We start from the raw sequence: 20,282 nt of genomic DNA on the forward strand, positions 1-20,282 counted from the left end.
TTGAGTTGATTGAACTGAGGGATTAATTACATCCGCCCGGACCAGGATCAGGCAGTATCGGCAAAACAACCGCATCCATGGCATGAATGACACCGTTGTCCGCTTCAACGTTCAGCGCACCCGGAATGAGGTTGGAGGTACGTCCCAGATTATCAGTCAGGACCGCAGCGTCCTGGAGCAGGAAACCGCCGGACAGCATGCGAATACGATCTGAATCCAGCACATCCGCAGCATATCGGCGACCCGGCGCCACATGGTAAAGCAGAACGGCATTCACAACTGCCGGATCAAGATCAGCCAGGCTGCAATAACCCAGCGCCAATACAGTATCTGCGAGATCATCAAATGCATCGTCGGTCGGAGCAAAGACGGTGTACTGTCCCTTACCATCCAGTGCAGCAAGAATATCTGCGCGGCCGGCTACGTCTTCTGTGAGCAGTGCAATCAAAGTATCAAAACTGCCAGTGAAAGGGGCTGACGCATTGACCTCCAACGCTACGTCAACAAGGCTATTTATATCTTTAGGGCCCATATGGTCATCGGCGGATACTGTTAGAGGCAGTGATAAAGCGGCGGTGGCAGCAAGTGCGCATAGTGTTTTTTTCACGGTGTTACTCCCATATTGAGCGAATATCTTTCGCCTAGCAGGGTTTGTTTATTAATCCTTTTCCGAATATTCCTGAGAGTCACTGATATCTACGTGAGTAAAAAATGATCAGATCAGGCGGTAAGCAAAAACATTGAAAAAACTTATCCGTTGCATGGAGGAGGACGAAGGAAGGTAGATTGCGCGGGGAGTGCTAAAGCTGCGGTCCTTAACGATCGGGCCAGCAGCTTAAATAGTCACGTTAGATGGCTGAGTTGGATTTTAAGATTCCCTCCGCTTGCTGGACGATTGCAATACGTTCTTCCTCAGGTTTATTTAGCCAATGGGTAACCTGCATAGCCAGTCGTGGGTGCTCAGCGAGCCAGGTTTGGTTGCGTTGCACAAACGACCAATACAACGTAGTAAACGGGCAGGCATGATCACCATGACTGCGTTTGGGATTGTAGGGACAGTGATCACAGTAGTTCGACATCTTCTGGATATAGTTTCCGCTGGCGATATAGGGTTTGGAGCCCACCACGCCACCATCGGCAAACTGGCTCATGCCCAATGTATTCGGCACCTCAACCCAGGCGATCGCATCGGCGTACATAGCGAGGTACCAGTTATGAACTGCGCCCGGTTTTACGCCGTAGAGTAGGGCAAACAGTCCGGTCACCATCAGGCGCTGAATATGGTGCCCGTAGCCGAGGTTGAGTACTTGCTCGATTGATTGGCGCATGCAAGTCATCTGAGTATCTCCATCCCAGTAAAAGGACGGCAGTGGACGATCAGCCTGCAGCGCATTAAATGACATCCAGTCTTTTCGGTAGTGCCAATACAAACCACGGACATACTCGCGCCAGCCGAGTACCTGTCGTATAAATCCTTCCACCGCATTGAGTGGCGCGCCATGGCTACGATAAGCATCTTCCGCATGCTCGATCACTTCGGCAGGGCTCAATAGTTTAAGATTGAGGCTGGACGAGATCATCGAATGGTAAAGGGTAGGTTGGTCTGTCCACATCGCATCCTGGTAATCGCCGAACAGGGTTAGGCGTTCGTTGATAAAGTGTTCCAACACCTCCAGTGCCTGATCTCTTGTTACGGGCCAGTTAAACCGCTCAATCGAACCGGGTAAGTGGGGCAACAACGTCTCAACATCTTCAATAACCTGTTGTGTCGTCGTATCGGGAGTAAAGGTCGGAACTGTCGGTAGGTCTACCGGACCGGTTTTTGGAAACGCTTTGCGGTTGTGCTTATCGTAGTTCCAAGCTCCACCTTCGGGTTTTCCGTGTTCGTCTATCAGGATGTTGCGGGTCTTGCGCAAATGACGGTACCAGTACTCCATACGCGGTTGTTTGTAATTGGATAACCACTCGCCGAATTCGCCGGGTTCGGCGATAAAGTGATCATCGGCAATCCATTCAACAGGTAAATGGATACGTTCACAAAACGCGTTGATCTCACACAAAACCCGATAGTCGCCGGGAATCACGCACTTGAGCTGTTGTGGCTGTACTTCCCTGAGCACGGCTTCCAGTGCCTCGGAAAAACTTTTGAGTTTTAGTGTGAGGGGGAGGTAGATGAGATCGTATTCCTGCGACCAAATATCCCAAGCGAAATGGCGCATCGCAGACAGAAACAGTACCGTGCGCTGTTTGGACGAAAGCTGTTCGGTCGATTCGGCGGTAACCTCGGCCATGCAAATGCAATCATTTTCTGCATCGATGCCCTGCAAGATCAAGCTATCCATGTTGAGCTGATCGCCCAAAATTAGAACAAGTGATCTGATCTCCCTCATAGCGCGCTCCCCATTATTTTTTTTGGTATGTCGCAAATGTCGTATAAGCAGTATATGTCCAAAAAATGATCAATGTCTAGAAACAATGATTAATCTTTGGTTATACGGACATCTGGAAAAATCGATCTGTCAGATCGTGTTCAGGACGAAGGAAAAACCGGCTGACCAGGTTAGAGGGGGAACGTTGCATCGCAGTTGATGAAGTCACAGAGATTGATCGTCTTAGCAATAAGCCTAATTTCGGTAAGGAATGGTTGCACTATCATGGTGCGTGGCTACTTTTAAATTAACAAGGAAGTATCGATCAACGACAGGTTGGAGGTTGTGCATGTTACGTGCATTAAAAATTCGCCAAAAGCTTCTGCTCGCGCTCCTCTTGATGGGGATTGCTCCGTCGATTGTAGTGATATGGATCAGCACCGTTGAGACAGCACGTACGTTGGAACAGCAGGGCTATGAACGCCTGACGGGTGTTCGGGAAGCCAAAAAGAATCTTTTAAACGATTATTTCACCCGGCGATTTGCTGATCTGGAAATACTCGCTGCCACTGTGGTTCATCTACAGGAACACGCAAATGGTGGCCCGGCGGTCAGTGAAGAAGCCCATCGCTTCTATACAAATTTCAAACAAATTGAGCAGTACTACGACCTGTTCCTTATCGGCGCTGATGGTGAGGTTTTTTATACGGTAGAACGCGAACCCGACTATCAGACCAGTCTTAAAACCGGGCCCTATTCGGACTCCAACCTTGCCGACCTTTACCGCAAAGTGCTGGCATCAAAGCGTGCGGAAATTGTCGACTTCAAGCGCTATGCGCCTTCAGACAATGCACCTGCGGCATTCATTGGAAAACCTGTGCTGAACGCATCCGGTAACGTTGATATGGTCATTGCGCTTCAGCTATCCATTGATCACCTGAACAGGGCGATGACCGATCGAGATGGATTGGGCGAAACGGGTGAAACCTACTTGGTGGGGCCGGATAAGCTAATGCGCTCAGATTCGTACCTTGATCCGGTCAAACATACCGTCCTGGCATCGTTTGAACAGCCCGCGGATGGCAGCGTTAATACTGAAGCCAGTAACGCGGCCTTGGGAGGCGAAACCGACACGCGCATCGTTATCGATTACAACGGCAATCCTGTGTTGTCGTCTTTTACACCGCTAAAGATAAAAGACATTACCTGGGCGTTGATTGCAGAAATTGATGAGGAGGAAGCGCTGGCGCCGGTTACTGCGATGCAAACATATTGGGTGATGGTAACCGCCGGTGCGTTGCTACTGACCGTGTTGGTGGCTTTTTTACTTTCCCGCTCGTTGCTGCGGCCGATTCAGGAGATGAGTGAGCTGATTGATGAGCTTGCAGACGGTCGTGGCGATCTGTCCAAAAAGTTGGTCGTACGCAGCAACGACGAGATTGCGGATCTGGAGCGTCGCTTCAACAAGTTGCTCGATAAGATCCATTCCATCGTCAGAAATATTTCGAATTCCTCACGTGTGGTTGGTGATGCAACCACATCGATGTCTGTAAACGCGGAAAAAACCAGGACCGGCGTTAACCGACACCATGAGGACGCCAGGGCCGTAAATCGATCACTAGAAGAGTTATCAGAATCGGTACAGTCAATCGCGACCAGCACATCTGAGGCGCGTGATGCATCTAACGACGCCTACCGTGAAATAAACGAGGGTATGTTGGTTACCGAGAAGACAGTACAGGTCATTGAGAAACTCTCCACTGAAGTTACTGAAGCGACAGTGGTCATTGAACGTCTGAACGAGCAGAGCGATGCAATCAGCAACGTGCTTGAAGTGATCCATGCAATCGCGGAGCAAACAAACCTCCTGGCGTTGAATGCGGCAATTGAGGCTGCCCGTGCCGGTGATGCTGGTCGAGGCTTCTCGGTCGTTGCTGATGAAGTACGCAATCTGGCAGTGCGAACGCAAAGTTCAACGCAGCAGATTCATGACATTATTGAAGAGCTACAGAATCAGGCACGCCATTCCGTAAGGGTAATGAATACCAGCAAAACGACGGCCGATCAGGGCGTATCGCAGGTGAAGCAAACCGGAGAGTATTTCCAGCGGATTACCGATGCCATTACCGTCCTTGCGGATATGAATAACCATATCGCGCAGGCATCCGAACAGCAGGCATCATCTGCAGAGGGCATTTATCAGCGGATTGCAGATATGGATCAGATCGCGGATGAAGCAGAAACAGGGACGGAGGAAGTCCATCGAGTGAGTGACAAGCTTGCCGAGTTGAGTAAGGAGCTGGAGGGGCTGGTCCGTCAGTTCAAAGCTGAAACGTAAAGATAACGTTGAACGGTGATGAAGCGTCCAAGCCTTAAGGGTTGGACGCTTTTTTGGATGATTAGCTGTCGACTACCTCCACGATAATCTCCCCGATCAACGCACAATCCTCTTCCGTAAAGGTGAGAGGGATACGCATATCCAGCAAGGTAGACAGAACCTTTTCGGTCTTCGGCAACTGTGGCATCTCTTCGATATAGCGCCAGCTGTCGTAGCGACTGGTGTAGTCGCGGGGCACATCGTCGCCAAACCACTTCAGTATCACACCACGTTCACCACATCGTTTTAGCACGTCCTGAATCTGCTCAGCACTAAAATTCGGTAGTGAGAACTGGATCGAGCTGGCGACAAACCCTTCCTTTTCCGGACGCGCTGGGATGCGGATTTTGTCGCTGCTGTTAAATGCTGCTTCCAGAATACGGTAGCGTGCGTTCCAGCGTTCGCATTGGGTATCCAGATCCGCCAACTGAGGTCGCAGGATCGCTGCACGCAGGTTGTCCATCCGGCCGCTGTAGTTCGGCGTTTCGTAACGGATCTGCTCGAACGCCTCCGTGGGCGGTGCCGCGAAGTGGCGCTCGAACAGCATGTAGGAGCCCGAATGCATGATCGCCCGTGCCATCACGTTCGGGTGACGTGTTGTGAGGAAACCACCTTCACCGGAGTTGATGTGCTTATACGTCTGCATACTGAAGCAGGCGACATCACCGAACGTACCGCTTTTCCTGCCGTTCCAGGTTGCGCCCATGGTGTGGGCGCAGTCTTCGATCAGAAACAGACCATAGCGTTCGCAGATCGCCATGATGCGATCCATATCCGCCAGATGACCACGCATATGGGATAGCATGAAATACTTGGCGCCGCTCTCGGCTGCTTTGCGTTCCAAATCGTCCAGATCGATGCAGTAGTCCTCCGCCACATCGACCAATACAGGCACCGCTCCGCTGTTATGGATCGCACCGGGTACCGGGGCCAGGGTGAAAGCGTTGCACAGCACTTTGTCGCCAGCTTTCACACCCGCCGCACGCATGGCGATATGCAACGCGTAACCCCCGGAGGAGCAGGCGAGGACGTAAGGAACGCCCTGGTACTCAGCAAACTCCAGCTCCAGCAGGTCGGTTTCGCTCTTTTCGTCGGGCAGGGTGTTGTAGCGGTGAAGACGCCCGCTGCGCATGACCTCAACCGCCGCTTCAATACCGGCTTCAGGGATCGATTCCTGCTGGGTAAATGACTTGGTGAACTGTTTCATCGTCTGCCGTCCTCAGTCGTAACGCTTCTGATCGTATACGTGGAAATCCCATTCCTGATCCGGGAAGTACTTACGCAGGCGCCAATCACAGGCACGGGCGTGGCCTTCCATCCCCTCTGCGCGGGAGATACGGGAGCCGGCAGCGCTGAACTGCAGGTTCGCTTCTTTGCTGATCGCTTGGTAGGTCAGGATCTTGAGAAACTTGTGTACGTTCAAACCACCGCTGTAACGGGCTACGCGTTTGGTCGGCAGGATGTGGTTAGTACCGGAGCACTTGTCGCCGTGGGTGACGGTTGCGCCTTCACCCAGGAACAGCGAGCCGTAGTTCTTCAGGTTGTCGCGCCACCAGTCCAGATCTTCAGTAATCACCTGCAGGTGCTCGGAGGCATATTCGTCGCTGACCTTTACGCACTCTTCGCGGCTGTCGCACAGGATGATCTCGCCGTGGTTGTCCCAGGCAGACTGAACCACTTCCTGGTTCGGCATATCCGCAGCGACCTTCGGCATCAGTTCAGCCACCGTCTCGCCAATGCGGCGGCTGGTGGTAAACAGCCATACCGGGGAGTCGTATCCGTGTTCGGCCTGCGAAACCAGATCGACGGCGATGGTCATCGGATCTGCGCTGTCATCGGCGATGATGGCGGACTCGGTTGGGCCTGCAAATACGTCGATACCCACTTCACCGAACAGCAGGCGTTTGGCTTCAGCTACATAACCGTTACCCGGACCGACCAGAATATCCGCAGCCACACCGGTAAACAGACCTTTCGCCATGGTGGCTACTGCATGTACGCCGCCCATCTCCAGAATGATGTCGGCACCGGCCAGATCCATCGCATATACAATGGCAGGGTGGATGCTGCCATCCTTCGGAGGCGAGCAGGCGATGATGGTCTCAACACCCGCCACTTTGGCTGTCGCGATGCTCATCAGCGCTGACGCCGCATGGGAATAACGGCCACCCGGTACATAACAACCGGCGCAGTTTACCGGAATGACCTTCTGGCCCAGTTTCACACCCGGTGCGGATTCGATCTCGAATTCGGTCAGGCTGGCGCGTTGTGCTTCAGCAAAGGTTTTCACCTGCTGGTAAGCAAACTGAATGTCCTGCTTTACCTGTTCAGGCACCTGAGCGATCAGTTCGGCACGTTTCGCGTCTGAGAGAATAAAGTCTCCCTGCCAGTTATCGAACTGCGCCGCGTATTCACAGACGGCACCTTCGCCGTCCTGTTCAATACGAGCCAGCATCTGTTTTACGGTTTGCTGGATGCGCTCATCTGATTCTGCGACCGGAGCGGTGGATTTTTTCAGGTATTCCATCGATACATCCTTTGGTTTTTATTCTTTAGGCATAAGAACGTTTTGAATTCTGGTACTTTGGTGGAAGCCGGACTTATCGCTGCATCCACGTGATGGTTCCATACTAGAAGCAGGGTGCTGAAACAGGCCAATGCCGTTTTTAGCGTGACCGGTTACTTTTTGGCATGGGTGCAGGTAAGCGCCCAGCCGCTGCAGCATGAACGGGTGAACGAATGGAACTGAAGTGGTTAAAAGACTATATCGCGCTGGTGGATCATGGCAGCTTTTCAAAGGCCGCCGAAGCGCGCTTTGTGACGCAACCGGCGTTCAGCCGCCGTATCCGTTCACTGGAAAACTGGTTGGGCGTGAGTCTGGTTGATCGTGACAAATACCCAACTACGCTAACACCCGCCGGTGAAGCTTTTGCCGAACATGCCCGTCAGTTAATCAGCCAGACATACGCGGTGCGCAACCAGATGCGCGACATCGCTGCCGCCCGCGAGCAGTTGGTCATCGTTGCCCAGCATGCATTGGCCGTATCCTTCTTCCCGCCTTGGATGAAAACCCTGGAAGCCCTCACCAACGGTGCTTTGGTGAAGGTAGAGTCCGGCAACCTGCACGATAACGTGGAAGCGTTTCTGTCCGGCAACGGAGACTTCCTGCTCTGCTACGCTTCGGAAGATATCTTCAGCCAGTTGCAGCGCGACGATGTCGAGAGCATGCAGGTGGGTGTCGATGAACTGGTGCCTGTATCGGCGGTCGATACCGATGGCGAACCCGTCCATGCGGCAACAGAGGGCGGCGTGCTGAAGCTGCTTGGCCATCCAGGGGAGTCGTACTTTGGCCGCCTTCTGGCGCGGGAGTGTTTACCCCATCTACCGGCTGACCTGAGCGTACACCTGGCGTGTGAAAACGCGCTGTCTGAGGCGCTGAAATCGCTGGTGCTGAGCGGTTACGGTATGGCCTGGTTGCCCAAAAGCCTGATCACTAAGGAGCTGGAACATGGCGAGTTGGTGCGACTGGTACCGCCACTCAAAAGCCTGGACCTCAGTATCCGTCTCTATCGCCTGAAAAAGCCCGCCTGTGACGCGGCTGATCAGTTCTGGAACTACCTGCAGGAACTGTACAACGGCGGTGAGTAAACCGTCGTCATGCCGAAAAGTAACCGCTTCGAAGCAAAACAGCATTGGAGAGTGGTCACAGTGCGTGAATATACTCATCTCATCACCGCCCCGAAGCAAGCAGACCACAGCGCTTCATAAGGGCCACAGAACAGAGTGCGGCCTAAGTACGCACGAATGCTGAGACCAAGAGTATGCAAAAGAATCTGGAAATTCTGAACAAAGCCGTCAACGAATGGATGCCGGAAGGGCGTCCGGTTGTACAGGCACCGCCTGCCGCTGAACTGGAAGCCAAGCTCAACCTGAGTCTGGGCGAAGAGGGCGCAGATTGGGATGTTCTGGAAGACGCCGTGCGTGCCTATCTGCACTACAACCCGGATGTGTCGCAGGCGGAGTTCTACAAGCTGCTCTATTCCGGCCGCAACAAATATGCGCTGTTGGGGGACTGGATCACCAGCCTGAGTAACGCGACGATGCACACCTATCAGGTCGGCCCCGTGGCCACGCTGATGGAGATGGAGCTGATCCGCCAGTGGAACAAACTGGTGGGCTTCGATCAGGGCAACGGCGAAGGTGAGGGGGTGATGGTCGCAGGTGGCAGCCAGGCCAACCTGATCGGTATGATGCTGGCCCGTCACCACGCCTGCCCGGATTACAAAACCAAAGGCCCGCAGGGCAAAACACTGGTGGCATACGTATCCGATCAGGCACATTACTCCGGCCAAAAAGCCGCCAACGTGCTGGGCATCGGCACCGATAACCTGATTGCCGTCGCGACCGACGACGCCGGGCGTATGCGACCTGATGCACTGGCCGATGAAATCGAAAAGAGCATTGCCAAAGGCCATACGCCGTTCTTCATCGGTTTGACCGCAGGCACCACCGTTACAGGTGCCTATGACCCGGTTAAGGCGTGCAGTGAGATCGCCAAAGCCCATGATATTTGGCTGCATATCGATGGTGCATGGGGGGGACCGATCCTGTTCTCTGACAAGCACCGCTCGTTGTTAGCCGATAGCCATCTGGCGGACTCGTTTGCCTGGGATGCCCACAAGCTGATGAACGTACCGATCACCGCAGCGGTGATTTTGGTGAAACATCAGGGCGCTCTGAAAGCTTGCTGCTCCGGCGGCGGTGGTGATTACCTGTTCCATGCCGACGAGAATGCCGATTACAATCTGGGGGAACGCTCCATCCAGTGCGGCCGACGCGCCGATGCACTGAAGGTATGGCTGAGCTGGAAGGCGATCGGTAACAACGGCTTTGCAGAAAAGATCGATTTCCTTCAGGGCATGAAAACCGAGTGTGTATCTCAGATCGAGCGCTGTGACTCACTGCAGATGCTGGCCGATGCCCGCTACCTCAACGTACTGTTCCGTTACAAGCCGGAGCACATGGATGACGAACAGGAATTGCGCAAACTGAACATCGAGATCTGCAAAACGATGATGCGTTCCGGCGGTCCCTACGTCGATTACGCCCAGTACAAAGGCCGTACCGGAATTCGCCTGATTCTGGCGAATACCGAGGTCACACAGGAACATCTGCAACGTCTGCTGGATAAGGTCCAACGCATAGGGCAGGAGTTATCTGCTTAACCAAACGATAGACTGAGAAACAAAAGACCCGCCACTGAGTGCGGGTCTTTTGTTTGGTGTTAGTCATCTGATCGCTAAAGCGTCGGTTGCTTGGAACGTTAGTGATTCCAGCGATCCACCGCTAGTCGTACGTTTCAGAGCGGCAGTAACCTCCTAGACTGCACTGCTACGGGTTTACTTAAGTGTCTTTGAGCGGTCCAAGCACTTCAAAGCGGATGGGGCAGCAGTTATCTGCTTAACCTCAAAAACGACTAGATTTAAAAAGTGGAGGCCGGCATACCAGCATCGCTTATACAAAGAATCAGGCATTATTGCTTATAGCGATCGTGGTTGAATACCATGTCCCCACCGGGTGCCGCTTGGTGGCAGGCAATACAGCCTTTTTGCTTACCTTTGGCTACGCGGCCAGCCAGTTTCATTCCTGCTGGATTGGTATCGAGACTACCGTCGGCTTTGTATTTCACCCAAAACCAATTCTGATTATCCGGATCATAACCGCTTTCACGCTTGTACATCACTGTTACTGCTTTGAGATATTTATCCGGATTATTGGCAACGCTTTGTTTGCTGACGCCTTCGCCACCAAAGTTACGTTTAACGATCAACACACCGTTATGGCTGCCCATCTGCAGTGTGGTATCGAGCGTATCGAGGATCGCCCCATGGGGCGGTTGGCCGGTATAGGGTGTGCCGGTGATGGCGCCTTTGCCAACCAGCCCTGCGGCTGCCATCGCACTCCAGAGGTCTGCGGCATAGTCAGTGCTGGATGGGCCGCCAAAAGGCATATCATCCTTAGGTTCCTGATACACCATTGTGTCGCAGCCGGCAATCAACAGGCAGATGATACCCGCTGTACCCAGGCGGGTTAGTGGTTTGGTCATGATAATCTCTCCTGCTTATATCCATCTCTATTCACGTTTCGTGCATCCGATGTGGTCACGAATTACGTCGTTGCGTATTGCAGGCCTTCCCAACTGTGTTACTGCAGACTGTAAAGTCAGGAAGGCATTAACCATTCTTTACGTTTAGTTATTGGTGAATCATAGTACAGCGATGTAAATGAGGTCGGTTTCGGGTTGCTGGCTATCAGTATGGAGGAGGTGTATGAAGAGATTCAGTCTAAGGACGTTATATTTACTTGCAGTCTTGTGCGTTCCAGCCCAGGCCGATGGACCTCCTATGGGTACTGAAGCCGATGTGAAATATGCAGCTCTTCTGTGGCAACATCTTGAGGCGGAAGAGCTGGTTGGAAACAATGCTCGCCCCCTGGAGCCTTTTTTCGGCGGCGCCCGACCTCACGGGATGATTCTGGAAATTGTTGCACAAGACCTCAGTGTTGAACAGCATACTGGGTTCCTGGTGCTAAAACGAAACTACTCCGGTGAAGGGGTATCTGTAGAGGAGGTAGCGCGGGACCGAGTACGCTTTCTTAACTCAATTACGGTGATGTACCGCCGAGAGAAAGGGTACGATCCGGATAATCAGGACTGGTTTTGGGTAAAGTATCAGCCGGACGGATCCTTGTTTCGCAATCCTAAGAATACTGAGATGGCCGGTCGTATAATGAAAGGCCCCAGTTGGGAGCAATCCGGAGGTTGTATATACTGCCACGCATCCGCAGGAGGTGGTGACTATGTATTCTATCCTGAGATACATGTGCCGGGGTATTCGCCCGTGCAATAGTTTCAGGAACCGTAGAGTCCCTGGCGTTGAGGCTGTCGGATAAGTCTTGCAGCCCTTGGTACATGGGATCACTTGTCGCTAAAATCATTTAAACGAACTTTACTGCTGATGGTGCAAGGGATGGCGCGCTACAAACACTACGATTACAACCAGACCACAATGATACCGCTGCGTTTTGCGGATCAGATCCAGACTGACACCTTCGAATATATCCTCAATCATGTGGTCGATAATGACCTCGATATGCGTCTGTTGGTGATTTTGGTGAAGCATCAAGGCGCTCTGAAAGCCTGCAGCTCCGGCGGTGGCGGTGACTACCTGTTTAATGCCGACGAGAATGCCAATTACAACCTGGGTTAGCGCTCAATCCAGTGCGGTCGTCGCTCCGATGCACTGAAGGTATGGCTGAGCTGGTTAACTACGGCGTTAGCAGGCCGAGTTACGCACGATTAGTAGACACCTTCTATAAGTCAGGTGGACTTACCCCTATGTTCCGTGGGCAGTTTAAGTTTACAACACGCCGCCCGGTGGCACTCACCAGGTAAACAACAAGGCTTGAATGTTACGGCAATGACATTAAGGTTTGGAAAGTATGCGCAGGGTGATACGACAGGAGGATAGGGATGTTGAAGCTCAACCAAGTAGCGCTCACAGTCAGCCGCATTCAGTCGCTCACTGAGCGTAAAGAGGGGCTTTGGTATTTCGAACACCATCAGATTCCGGACTTCGAGTCGATTTTTGAAGCCTGTGAGCTGTATCAGGCGGCGGTAGACAGCGGGCGTGAGGTAGAAACAGGTTGTAAAGAGATAATTGAAGCCGCTCTGGAACGGGTGCTAGCTTATCACTGTCCGCTTACGGCGGAAGAGTGGCGTGAGCTTGACTATGACGACCGTGAAAGTGTCAATTTTATTGCCGAACTCACAGGGGCGGTGGAGTGGTTGCTAAAGCCCTGTTTTGCAGATCATTGCTATCACCGGGTATTCGATATCGTTCGGCGTGATCACATATCGGAGGAGGTGCGAGTTTATGCCTTGACGCGTCTCACCGATATCGGCCTCTCAGCGAAGGGGCAGGTGGCGGACCAGAGCTATCAGTTGCTTAAAGATGCTGCCTATGGCCGGATTTTCAACGGCCATCGTTGTGAAATCGTCACAGCTTTCTTGTCATCTTATGCAGATGAGCCAGAGTTGATCGGGCTGTTGGAACAGTTGCTGGTTCAGGAAGCAGAAGCGCCGTACTGGCTGGCCCGCCTGATTAGCGAAAAGTTGGCACAGCGCACTGATGTACAGACTTTTTTGCTTACTAAACTTCATGCGGCTGCCGATGAGCGATGGTTAGAGTTTTTCGCCACAGCGCTGGATGCGCAGTGGGAGGATGGGACAGCACTGAAGGGTATTGCGCAAAGTTATCTGATCAGTCATCACGATCCTAGTGTACGTTGTCGTGGTTTAAGCCTGATGTTGAGGTATGAGGCGTCTGAGGTTGTAGAACCGCAGATGTTGCAAGCCCTAAAGGATTCCGATGATTGGGTGCGACGTTTTGTGCTCGAAAATCTACACCGCCTGGAGCTATCACTCGATCGGCATTTGCAGCTGCTGCAACAGGTTGTTGATACTGACGAGGATATATTCGTACAGGACGAGGCATTACAGGTATTGAAAGCGAACTGGGGGGAGCGAAGTGATTGGCATTTCTGGCTGCGGCGTTGTGCAGAGTCCAATCAACACAATGTCACCCGGCTCGAAGCTCTGGAAATGGTACTCGAAACCCAACCTAACAGTGCCCATCAGTTCGTCTGGCTAAAATCCTGTTACGGCAAAGAGGAATGCCGCATAGTCAGGGAGCGGTTAGTTGAGTTAGTTGGCAAGTACCATCGGGAACAGCCAGAGCTGATTCCCTGGCTTGAGCATGTGGCGCGTTCCGATCCGGAGCATGAAGTACGCTATGCCGCCGAGAGCCTTATCTATTGGTATTCTCGGGAATAACGTCGTATGTCCCGCTACGTGCCATCCTAGGCAACTAAGCCTCGCGGGACAGTGAACGCGAAAGCAGACAATTTAACGAGTTATTCCAGTTGCCATTCTGGCGGGGATTGAAACGTCTGGTTTTGCCTGCCGCAACTTAATACCAGCGTTGTGGCAAACGTCAGCCTTAACTTTAAGCTGTGGGCGTCTGATCTACTGATCCTTCTGCGTATCTTCGTTTTGAGATGCGCGAAAGAAATGGATCAGCTCTCAGAACGCCCTTTGTAAGTACGTGTGCCTTACGCTTTCTTCACAAATGCTGCGGTGACCATCATGTCGCCGACGCCATCGACCTTGCAGTCCAGCTCGTGGTCTTTTTTGTCAAACATACGTTTGATGACCGCTTTAGTGCCTACCTTCAGTACCAGCGAACTGCCTTTTACTTTGAGGTCTTTTGCCATGGTAATCTTGTCGCCTTCCTGCAGGAGGGTGCCGTTGGCATCTTTGATCTTCAGGTTATCTTCATCGGAATCAGCATCTGCCGGGTTCCACTCATGTGAGCATTCCGGGCAGATCAGCATTTCCTGATCCTGATAGACGTATTCAGAATTACATTTTGGACATGGAGGAAGGGACATACAGTATTGCCTTATTAAATGAGTTTGGTATGCATGTTAGTGGGACAACTTTGTCCTGGCGGCTATTTTAACAAAATGAGCTGTATTGTGGGGCTGCGTTTGAAACTAAACTTACTCAGCCTCTTTGCTGATAATCACATCCTCGCCGGTTTGTACGCGGATCGCTTCGTGCCTGGCTTCCTCCGCCTGTTCTTCATGCAGGCTGGCACTGGCGCCAACCCAGACATCCATTAATTTGGCGGCGACAAGATCGCCACTCACATTAATGGCGGTGCGGCTCATATCAAGGATACGGTCCACACCCATTATTAGTGCAATGCCGGCAACAGGAATACCTACGGTCCCCAGGACCATAGACAGAATAACGATACCAACGCCTGGCGTGGCCGGTGCACCAATCGATGCCCCCACGGCCGTCAATACGATGATCGCTAATCCACCAGCACCGATATCCACGCCAAAGATCTGTGCCAGGAAGATGGCGGCAACCCCTTGATAAAGCGCTGTGCCGTTCATGTTGATTGTTGCCCCAAGCGGGATCACAAACTGTGAAACCGATGGACGGACTCCGAGTTTTTCCTCGGCGGTCTTGATGGAGAGCGGCATTACTGCAGCTGAACTGGATGTAGAGAAAGCCAGTAGCAGTACATCCTTAACTGAGCGTATAAACGCGAATGGGCGCAATCCGGCGACCAGAAATATGATAATCAGGTAGAGCAGGAAGAGCAGAAACAACCCCAGCAGTACGGTACCCACATAAATGGCCATGCCCAGCAGGGCATCGAGACCCAGCTTAGCGGTGAGTTGGGCCAGCAGGCCAAATACCGCGACCGGTGCTAACAGCATGGCCCAGCGCACGACGGTCATACACACCTCCTGCAGAGAGCCGAGCAGCTCTAGAAGGGGTTTTGACTGAGCTGGCGCCATCATCACCAGGGCGATACCGACTACCATGGCGAAAATCACAACCTGAAGCATATTGCTTTCGACCATGGAGTTAAGGGGGTTAGCGGGCAACAGAGTAATGATTTGCTGAGGCAACTGGTTGATGTCCAGGCCCTGGCCCGTTGTCTGTTCGACCACAACCGGCACGCCGCCGAGGCTGCTTTGCAGTGTACGGCTATCTACAAAGGCGCCGGGTTCGATAAGGGCCGCTACAGCCATGCCGATGATGATTGCGACCGCGGTGGTTGCGATAAAAAAGAGTACCACTCGCAGCCCCATTTTCTTGAGTTGCTCAAGATCCTCGGTGGCTGCCAGTCCCCGGATAATGGAGGCGAACACCAGCGGAATTACAATCATCTGGATTAGGGCAAGAAACAGTTTTCCCGGAAAGGCCAGCCAGTTGCCCAGGGTATCGGCTGTTGCGACCTCCACCCAGCCAACGCCTGGTCCCAGCGAAATGCCGGTGACAATGCCCAGTAGCATGCCGACGAGCACCTGTAGCCAGAGCCGTCCCCTTACAAGAGATTGAAGATAGTCGGTCAGATATTTAAGTGAGCGTGGATACAGGGTATTGATGGCGGTGCTTGGTGCGCTTTTATCGTTCATTGTTCTCGCACGACCTGTGATCACAAGTTACATAACTCAAATATAGTGCAAAGCTCTACAGGATCTCCGGCGGGAGGCTAGGCTTTGGCATGCAGCGATCCGTCGGGTGACGGGGCACAAGTGCCGTTTAAGCCCGTGCAACCAGGGCTAACGACCAACATTGATAGCGATGGATCATCGAAAAGGGGGAGGGTGGTGCAACCGTTCGGTTAGCACCACGGTAGGCTTGCTTAAATCTCTTTGTGTGGTCCAAACACTTCGAAATGGATACGTTCGACAGGAACGTTCCAACCCTTGAGCGTTTCGCTGACCATACTCATGTAACCCAGTGGGCCACAGAAGTAGAAGTGTGCGTCTGGCAGATCGATCTGATCGCGGATCAGGTTCAGATCGGTCGGGCCTGAATAGTCATAACCTGTGCATTGTTCCGTTGGCGCATCGTAGAACAACGTTTGGGACAGGTTGTCGTGTTTCTCTGCCAGATGATGCACGTGATCGGCAAAGCCGTGCACCTGGCTGTTGATAGCACTGTGTACGTAGTGAATCTGACGGGTGCTGCGCTTACCGATCAGGGTGTTCAGCATACTGAGCATCGGTGTTTGACCCACGCCACCGCTGATGAGGACAACCGGTGATTCAACGCGTTGATCCAGGTAGAAGTCGCCGCTTGGTGGGCTTAGTTCAACAACGTCACCCACGTTAACATTGTTGTGCAGGTAGTGAGATATCAGACCCTGCGTATCACCGCTGCCTTCACGTTTAACAGAGATACGGTAGGTTTGACCGTTAGGCGCGTCAGAGAGGCTGTACTGACGAATGCAACGATTCGCAGAAGACTCTGGTTGCAGGTAGATACCGATATACTGCCCAGGTTGGAAATCAGGCACCGGTTGGCCGTCTACCGGTTCCATCACAAACGATGTGATCAGTTCGCTTTCTTTGGTTTTCTCGGCGATGTGGAACTCACGTGTACCGCGCCAGCCGCCGTTGGCGGTTTCACTTTCCCGGTAGATGCCTTCTTCCACTTCGATAAAGATGTTCGCCAGTACGCCATAGGCTTCTGTCCAGGCTTCCACGATTTCATCGGTTGCTGCATCCCCTAACACGTGAGCAACCGCTTCCAGCAGGTGTTTGCCTACAATCGGGTAGTGTTCCGGCAGGATGTTGAAGCTGGCATGTTTGTGAGCAATGCGTTGTACCGCAGCGCTAAGGGCACCCAGATCATCAATGTGGGCCGCATAGCCGTAAACCGCCGCAGCCAGTGCATGTTGCTGACGGCCGGTTTTCTGGTTGGTTGCGTTAAAGATATCCAGAAGTTCAGGGTTCTGGCTGAACATCTGCTGGTAGAAGTGTTGGGTAATCGCTTCACCGTGCTCCGCCAGTACAGGGGCGGTGGATTTCACAATCTGAATCGTCTTTTCGCTCAGGATCATATCGAGATGGCTTCCTTAAATGTGTAAACTATATGCATCTTCTAAAGGTGCGGATTATATACATGTAATTAGGTGTGTCCAATCCAATTTTTTGAAACGGGCGGCATGCGCAAAGTTGATGACGTTCATGGGCAAAACCATATTTATAAAAGGGATATCCGCCGCGGGTAGTACAGTAAAGAAAGCATCGAGTTACCGCGCCGTTACCTACGAACGTAAACCGCAGGCGTTTTTGGAATTGCACATCTCGGAGGAGGTATTTGATATGGAATGCACGAGATCTCGAAAGGTAATCTCATAAGCTGGTCGAGCAGAAAAACTTAAAAGACGAGGTAGGGATAAGGTGGAAACGGAGTACTAGGGAAGCTGTTGGTGCGGAGACGTTCGGTGCTGTGTGACGGGCTTTAGTTACAAGGCCGCCATTGTCGTTGCAGTATGTGCCACAAGTTTCATGGCGCGGCATTTGACGAACGGTGGGAGGCGTATGCACGGTTCACCTACCCGGTCTCAGAGGTGGTTTACCTCCGATTCAGGGAGCAGGCTATAGTATCGAGCCTAAAGAAATACAGCGTATACGCGATATCAGAAATAGGGCGTTGAACCAGGAAGGGGGCGGTATGTGCAGATCACACTTCATCACATTGTTTCTTGCGGCAGCTGTGCTGTCGGGATGCAGCTCAGTATCTTATAAACCCGCACCGCGCCCTGTGGTTACAAATCCGGCCATGGCGCATGTATCCGGATCACAGGATGTGACAGACCGTATGTACCAGCAATACCAACAATGGAAAGGTACAAAGTACGCGCTGGGTGGTTTGAGCAAAAAAGGGATCGATTGCTCGGGGTTTGTGTATGTAACCTACCGCGAAAAACTGGGTGTCCGTTTGCCGCGAACCACTGATCACCAATCACGCATAGGACAGGCGATCGACCGTCGAGACCTGGTCTCAGGTGATCTGGTGTTCTTTAAAACCGGCTTCAAAGTTCGCCACGTGGGCATCTATGTCGGAGAAGGCAAGTTCCTGCATGCTTCCACATCGAAAGGCGTCACCATTTCCCGTTTAGATAATGCTTACTGGCAGGACAAGTATTGGCATTCGAGACGGGTTACGTTCTGAACCTGTGTCAGGTAGGGCTGCGGAGCCCTCACTTTAGAGGCCACTTTGCCGCCCGTTGTCATATTTTGCCGTGCATTCAATATCGGAATTTCATTTTCATTGATGACCTGACGCATAACCGATTGTTATCGGGATGAAGCGTGGTTGACATACTGCGTCACTGATCTAGGATATCGCACTGGATTTTAGCGCCTGAGGTATTTTTCGTACCTACGGTGTTGAAGTAGCTTTAGTCGGCATTGGATGCCAGACAAGGAATAGACATGGTTAAGAACATTCTCATCGCATGCAGTTGCGTAGGCCTTCTGTCGGGCTGTTATAACGTCAACACTTCGCAAACCCCAACTCCCACCGCCTATCCGAGCTCAGAACAGAAAAAAATGCAGGCTGCACATCACTGGGATGTGCTGGCTGAGTATGAAGCGAAACTGATAACCGAATCGCTCAAAATGCATAACCTACCGGTGTATTTTGAAACCACCGACACACATGCGCCGTTTTATAACAGCTATAAAAACTTGCTAACGAGCCAGTTAGTTCAACATGGAGCCGAAGTACGCACCGTAGCTCATGGTGCCGGACGGGTTACCTTTACCGTTGATGTAATCGAGCACAAAGATCGTGATAGCCGTCGCAGTCCGCCAGGCTCCTGGACGCTGTTGGCGGGTGGCATTGTGGTAGCCGCGCATGCGGTTGATCATTGGAGTACTCCGGCGAAACTGCTGATTCCAGCAGCTGTAGCTGCAGACCTATACAGCGGGAACTGGATTGAGGATACGGAGTTTGAAGTGGTGATTACCACGCAGGTACAGAAAGGCGTCCAGCTTGTTCACTCATCCTCAAATATCTACTACATCAACGGCGGCGATGCTGATCACTACAGTGTGCCGGAAAAGAAAACCCGCAAAGTGCTTTTGACTGATCAAGGATAGATTACGTGAACAAGATTGTAGTTGGAGCGGTACTGACTACCGCATTAGTCTTGTCGGGCTGTGCTTCTGACAAGTCCAGATCACCCTACGCGGATAAACGGGTGGACGTGGTGTCTGAGCTTGAAGCTGCCCGTAAACCTCTGTTCGATAAACTCGTTGATCCTTTGGATCAGGCGCAGCCGATCATTTCGGCAAGTTTCGCCAATATTGATGATCTGACGTCCTCGTCTACGTTCGGCAGGATGGTGTCTGAGGTGATTTCTGCGGGACTTACCGATAGGGGATATCAGGTGATCGAAGTGAAAATGCGTGACAGCCTCTTCATTAAACAGGGGGCGGGCGAGTTCATGTTGTCACGAAAGATCAGGAATCTGTCTAATGAGTATGATGCACAAGCTGTGTTGTTGGGTACCTATGCGATTGGTGGTACTAATCTTTACGTAAATGCACGTTTGGTGCGTACGACAGATAACATCATTCTCGGATCGCATGACTTTGTTTTGCCATTAAATAAGGACCTTAAACACTTATTGGGTGTCAATTCGAGACGTTAAACCAAAAAGGACCAGGGACGGTCCTTAACAGTCTTGCTGCCAGGAGGTTACGCTGATGAACGAACACGAAAAGATCAACTATGTTGAGTTTCCGTCCAAAGATTTGGATGTAACCAAGCGCTTTTTTCAGGACGTGTTTGGATGGACGTTCGTTGATTATGGGCCTGAGTATACGGCGATAGCCGATGCAGGTCTGGACGGTGGTTTTTTTAAGTCTGATCAGGTGGTGTCAACGGCCAATGGCAGTGTTTTGGTGGTGATCTACAGCAAAGACCTGGAATACACACAGTCTAAAATTACTGCCGCCGGAGGCTCCATCGTGAAGGAAATCTTTTCGTTTCCCGGCGGACGGCGTTTTCACTTCGCTGATCCAAACGGAAACGAATACGCTGTCTGGTCTGATTTAGGCTGAATACTGAAGTAGTGGGCGCGACACAA

General features: G+C 52.1%; 18 protein-coding genes. 10 read left to right on the forward strand and 8 right to left on the reverse strand.

The window, feature by feature from the left end:
* Positions 1-22: 22 nt before the first annotated feature.
* Positions 23-607: a fasciclin domain-containing protein gene (locus QKW35_RS06615; protein ID WP_282351653.1), complete on the reverse strand. Its 585-nt coding sequence runs from the start codon at positions 605-607 to the stop codon at positions 23-25.
* 241 nt (positions 608-848) lie between these two features.
* Positions 849-2,390 carry a cryptochrome/photolyase family protein gene (locus QKW35_RS06620; protein WP_282351654.1) on the reverse strand — a complete coding sequence of 514 codons (1,542 nt, stop codon included), beginning with the start codon at positions 2,388-2,390 and terminating at the stop codon, positions 849-851.
* Positions 2,391-2,718: 328 nt separating this feature from the next.
* Here QKW35_RS06620 and QKW35_RS06625 point away from each other — a divergent pair, with 328 nt between their 5' ends.
* A complete protein-coding gene (locus QKW35_RS06625) occupies positions 2,719-4,707 on the forward strand; it encodes a methyl-accepting chemotaxis protein (RefSeq protein ID WP_282351655.1) in 1,989 nt (662 codons plus the stop codon).
* Positions 4,708-4,768: 61 nt separating this feature from the next.
* On the opposite strand, the gene QKW35_RS06630 is transcribed toward QKW35_RS06625, so the two are convergent.
* A complete protein-coding gene (locus QKW35_RS06630; RefSeq protein WP_282351656.1) occupies positions 4,769-5,953 on the reverse strand; it encodes a DegT/DnrJ/EryC1/StrS family aminotransferase in 1,185 nt (394 codons plus the stop codon).
* A 12-nt stretch (positions 5,954-5,965) separates the two neighbouring features.
* Positions 5,966-7,273, reverse strand: a complete 1,308-nt coding sequence (gene hisD / locus QKW35_RS06635; protein ID WP_282351658.1) for a histidinol dehydrogenase — start codon at positions 7,271-7,273, stop codon at positions 5,966-5,968.
* A 212-nt stretch (positions 7,274-7,485) separates the two neighbouring features.
* On the opposite strand from hisD, the gene QKW35_RS06640 reads away from it, so the two are divergent.
* Together QKW35_RS06640 and QKW35_RS06645 are read left to right on the forward strand one after the other, a co-directional pair.
* Positions 7,486-8,394, forward strand: coding sequence for a LysR family transcriptional regulator (locus tag QKW35_RS06640; protein ID WP_282351661.1), 909 nt, complete (start codon positions 7,486-7,488; stop codon positions 8,392-8,394).
* A gap of 173 nt (positions 8,395-8,567) precedes the next feature.
* The gene (locus QKW35_RS06645) at positions 8,568-9,971 is read left to right on the forward strand and encodes a pyridoxal phosphate-dependent decarboxylase family protein (protein WP_282351663.1); all 1,404 of its coding nucleotides are present in this window, start codon (positions 8,568-8,570) and stop codon (positions 9,969-9,971) included.
* 308 nt (positions 9,972-10,279) lie between these two features.
* Here the strand turns inward: QKW35_RS06645 and QKW35_RS06650 are convergent, their stop codons facing one another.
* Positions 10,280-10,852, reverse strand: a complete 573-nt coding sequence (locus QKW35_RS06650; RefSeq protein WP_282351667.1) for a cytochrome P460 family protein — start codon at positions 10,850-10,852, stop codon at positions 10,280-10,282.
* Positions 10,853-11,150: 298 nt separating this feature from the next.
* On the opposite strand from QKW35_RS06650, the gene QKW35_RS06655 reads away from it, so the two are divergent.
* From QKW35_RS06655 to QKW35_RS06665, 3 genes are all read left to right on the forward strand, one after another.
* Positions 11,151-11,654 carry a hypothetical protein gene (locus QKW35_RS06655; RefSeq protein WP_282351669.1) on the forward strand — a complete coding sequence of 168 codons (504 nt, stop codon included), beginning with the start codon at positions 11,151-11,153 and terminating at the stop codon, positions 11,652-11,654.
* 120 nt (positions 11,655-11,774) lie between these two features.
* The gene (locus QKW35_RS06660) at positions 11,775-12,014 is read left to right on the forward strand and encodes a hypothetical protein (protein ID WP_282351671.1); all 240 of its coding nucleotides are present in this window, start codon (positions 11,775-11,777) and stop codon (positions 12,012-12,014) included.
* 263 nt (positions 12,015-12,277) lie between these two features.
* Positions 12,278-13,639, forward strand: coding sequence for a HEAT repeat domain-containing protein (locus tag QKW35_RS06665; RefSeq protein WP_282351673.1), 1,362 nt, complete (start codon positions 12,278-12,280; stop codon positions 13,637-13,639).
* 278 nt (positions 13,640-13,917) lie between these two features.
* Here the strand turns inward: QKW35_RS06665 and QKW35_RS06670 are convergent, their stop codons facing one another.
* From QKW35_RS06670 to hmpA, 3 genes are all read right to left on the reverse strand, one after another.
* A complete protein-coding gene (locus QKW35_RS06670) occupies positions 13,918-14,256 on the reverse strand; it encodes a zinc ribbon domain-containing protein YjdM (RefSeq protein WP_282351674.1) in 339 nt (112 codons plus the stop codon).
* A 111-nt stretch (positions 14,257-14,367) separates the two neighbouring features.
* On the reverse strand, positions 14,368-15,807 hold the full coding sequence (locus QKW35_RS06675) for a dicarboxylate/amino acid:cation symporter (RefSeq protein WP_282351675.1): 1,440 nt from the start codon (positions 15,805-15,807) through the stop codon (positions 14,368-14,370).
* A gap of 230 nt (positions 15,808-16,037) precedes the next feature.
* Complete coding sequence (hmpA, locus tag QKW35_RS06680) at positions 16,038-17,240, reverse strand: NO-inducible flavohemoprotein (RefSeq protein WP_282351676.1); 1,203 nt, start codon at positions 17,238-17,240, stop codon at positions 16,038-16,040.
* A 752-nt stretch (positions 17,241-17,992) separates the two neighbouring features.
* Here hmpA and QKW35_RS06685 point away from each other — a divergent pair.
* From QKW35_RS06685 to QKW35_RS06700, 4 genes are all read left to right on the forward strand, one after another.
* On the forward strand, positions 17,993-18,358 hold the full coding sequence (locus QKW35_RS06685; RefSeq protein ID WP_282351677.1) for an NlpC/P60 family protein: 366 nt from the start codon (positions 17,993-17,995) through the stop codon (positions 18,356-18,358).
* Between the two features lie 380 nt (positions 18,359-18,738).
* Positions 18,739-19,290 carry a hypothetical protein gene (locus tag QKW35_RS06690; protein ID WP_282351678.1) on the forward strand — a complete coding sequence of 184 codons (552 nt, stop codon included), beginning with the start codon at positions 18,739-18,741 and terminating at the stop codon, positions 19,288-19,290.
* Between the two features lie 5 nt (positions 19,291-19,295).
* Positions 19,296-19,844: a FlgO family outer membrane protein gene (locus QKW35_RS06695; RefSeq protein ID WP_282351680.1), complete on the forward strand. Its 549-nt coding sequence runs from the start codon at positions 19,296-19,298 to the stop codon at positions 19,842-19,844.
* A gap of 55 nt (positions 19,845-19,899) precedes the next feature.
* Complete coding sequence (locus QKW35_RS06700) at positions 19,900-20,256, forward strand: VOC family protein (RefSeq protein WP_282351681.1); 357 nt, start codon at positions 19,900-19,902, stop codon at positions 20,254-20,256.
* Positions 20,257-20,282 lie beyond the last annotated feature (26 nt).

The sequence above is a fragment of the Pontibacterium granulatum genome, from assembly GCF_029961155.1.
Lineage (GTDB): Bacteria > Pseudomonadota > Gammaproteobacteria > Pseudomonadales > Balneatricaceae > Pontibacterium > Pontibacterium granulatum.

Coding starts and splice junctions, on each gene's coding strand:
- QKW35_RS06675 (WP_282351675.1), bottom strand. CDS start 15,807: ATGAACGATAAAAGCGCACCAAGCACCGCCATCAATACCCTGTATCCA.
- QKW35_RS06620 (WP_282351654.1), bottom strand. CDS start 2,390: ATGAGGGAGATCAGATCACTTGTTCTAATTTTGGGCGATCAGCTCAAC.
- QKW35_RS06650 (WP_282351667.1), bottom strand. CDS start 10,852: ATGACCAAACCACTAACCCGCCTGGGTACAGCGGGTATCATCTGCCTG.
- QKW35_RS06690 (WP_282351678.1), top strand. CDS start 18,739: ATGCAGGCTGCACATCACTGGGATGTGCTGGCTGAGTATGAAGCGAAA.
- QKW35_RS06640 (WP_282351661.1), top strand. CDS start 7,486: ATGGAACTGAAGTGGTTAAAAGACTATATCGCGCTGGTGGATCATGGC.
- hisD (WP_282351658.1), bottom strand. CDS start 7,273: ATGGAATACCTGAAAAAATCCACCGCTCCGGTCGCAGAATCAGATGAG.
- QKW35_RS06645 (WP_282351663.1), top strand. CDS start 8,568: ATGCAAAAGAATCTGGAAATTCTGAACAAAGCCGTCAACGAATGGATG.
- QKW35_RS06655 (WP_282351669.1), top strand. CDS start 11,151: ATGGGTACTGAAGCCGATGTGAAATATGCAGCTCTTCTGTGGCAACAT.
- hmpA (WP_282351676.1), bottom strand. CDS start 17,240: ATGATCCTGAGCGAAAAGACGATTCAGATTGTGAAATCCACCGCCCCT.
- QKW35_RS06670 (WP_282351674.1), bottom strand. CDS start 14,256: ATGTCCCTTCCTCCATGTCCAAAATGTAATTCTGAATACGTCTATCAG.
- QKW35_RS06660 (WP_282351671.1), top strand. CDS start 11,775: ATGGCGCGCTACAAACACTACGATTACAACCAGACCACAATGATACCG.
- QKW35_RS06630 (WP_282351656.1), bottom strand. CDS start 5,953: ATGAAACAGTTCACCAAGTCATTTACCCAGCAGGAATCGATCCCTGAA.
- QKW35_RS06700 (WP_282351681.1), top strand. CDS start 19,900: ATGAACGAACACGAAAAGATCAACTATGTTGAGTTTCCGTCCAAAGAT.
- QKW35_RS06625 (WP_282351655.1), top strand. CDS start 2,719: ATGTTACGTGCATTAAAAATTCGCCAAAAGCTTCTGCTCGCGCTCCTC.
- QKW35_RS06665 (WP_282351673.1), top strand. CDS start 12,278: ATGTTGAAGCTCAACCAAGTAGCGCTCACAGTCAGCCGCATTCAGTCG.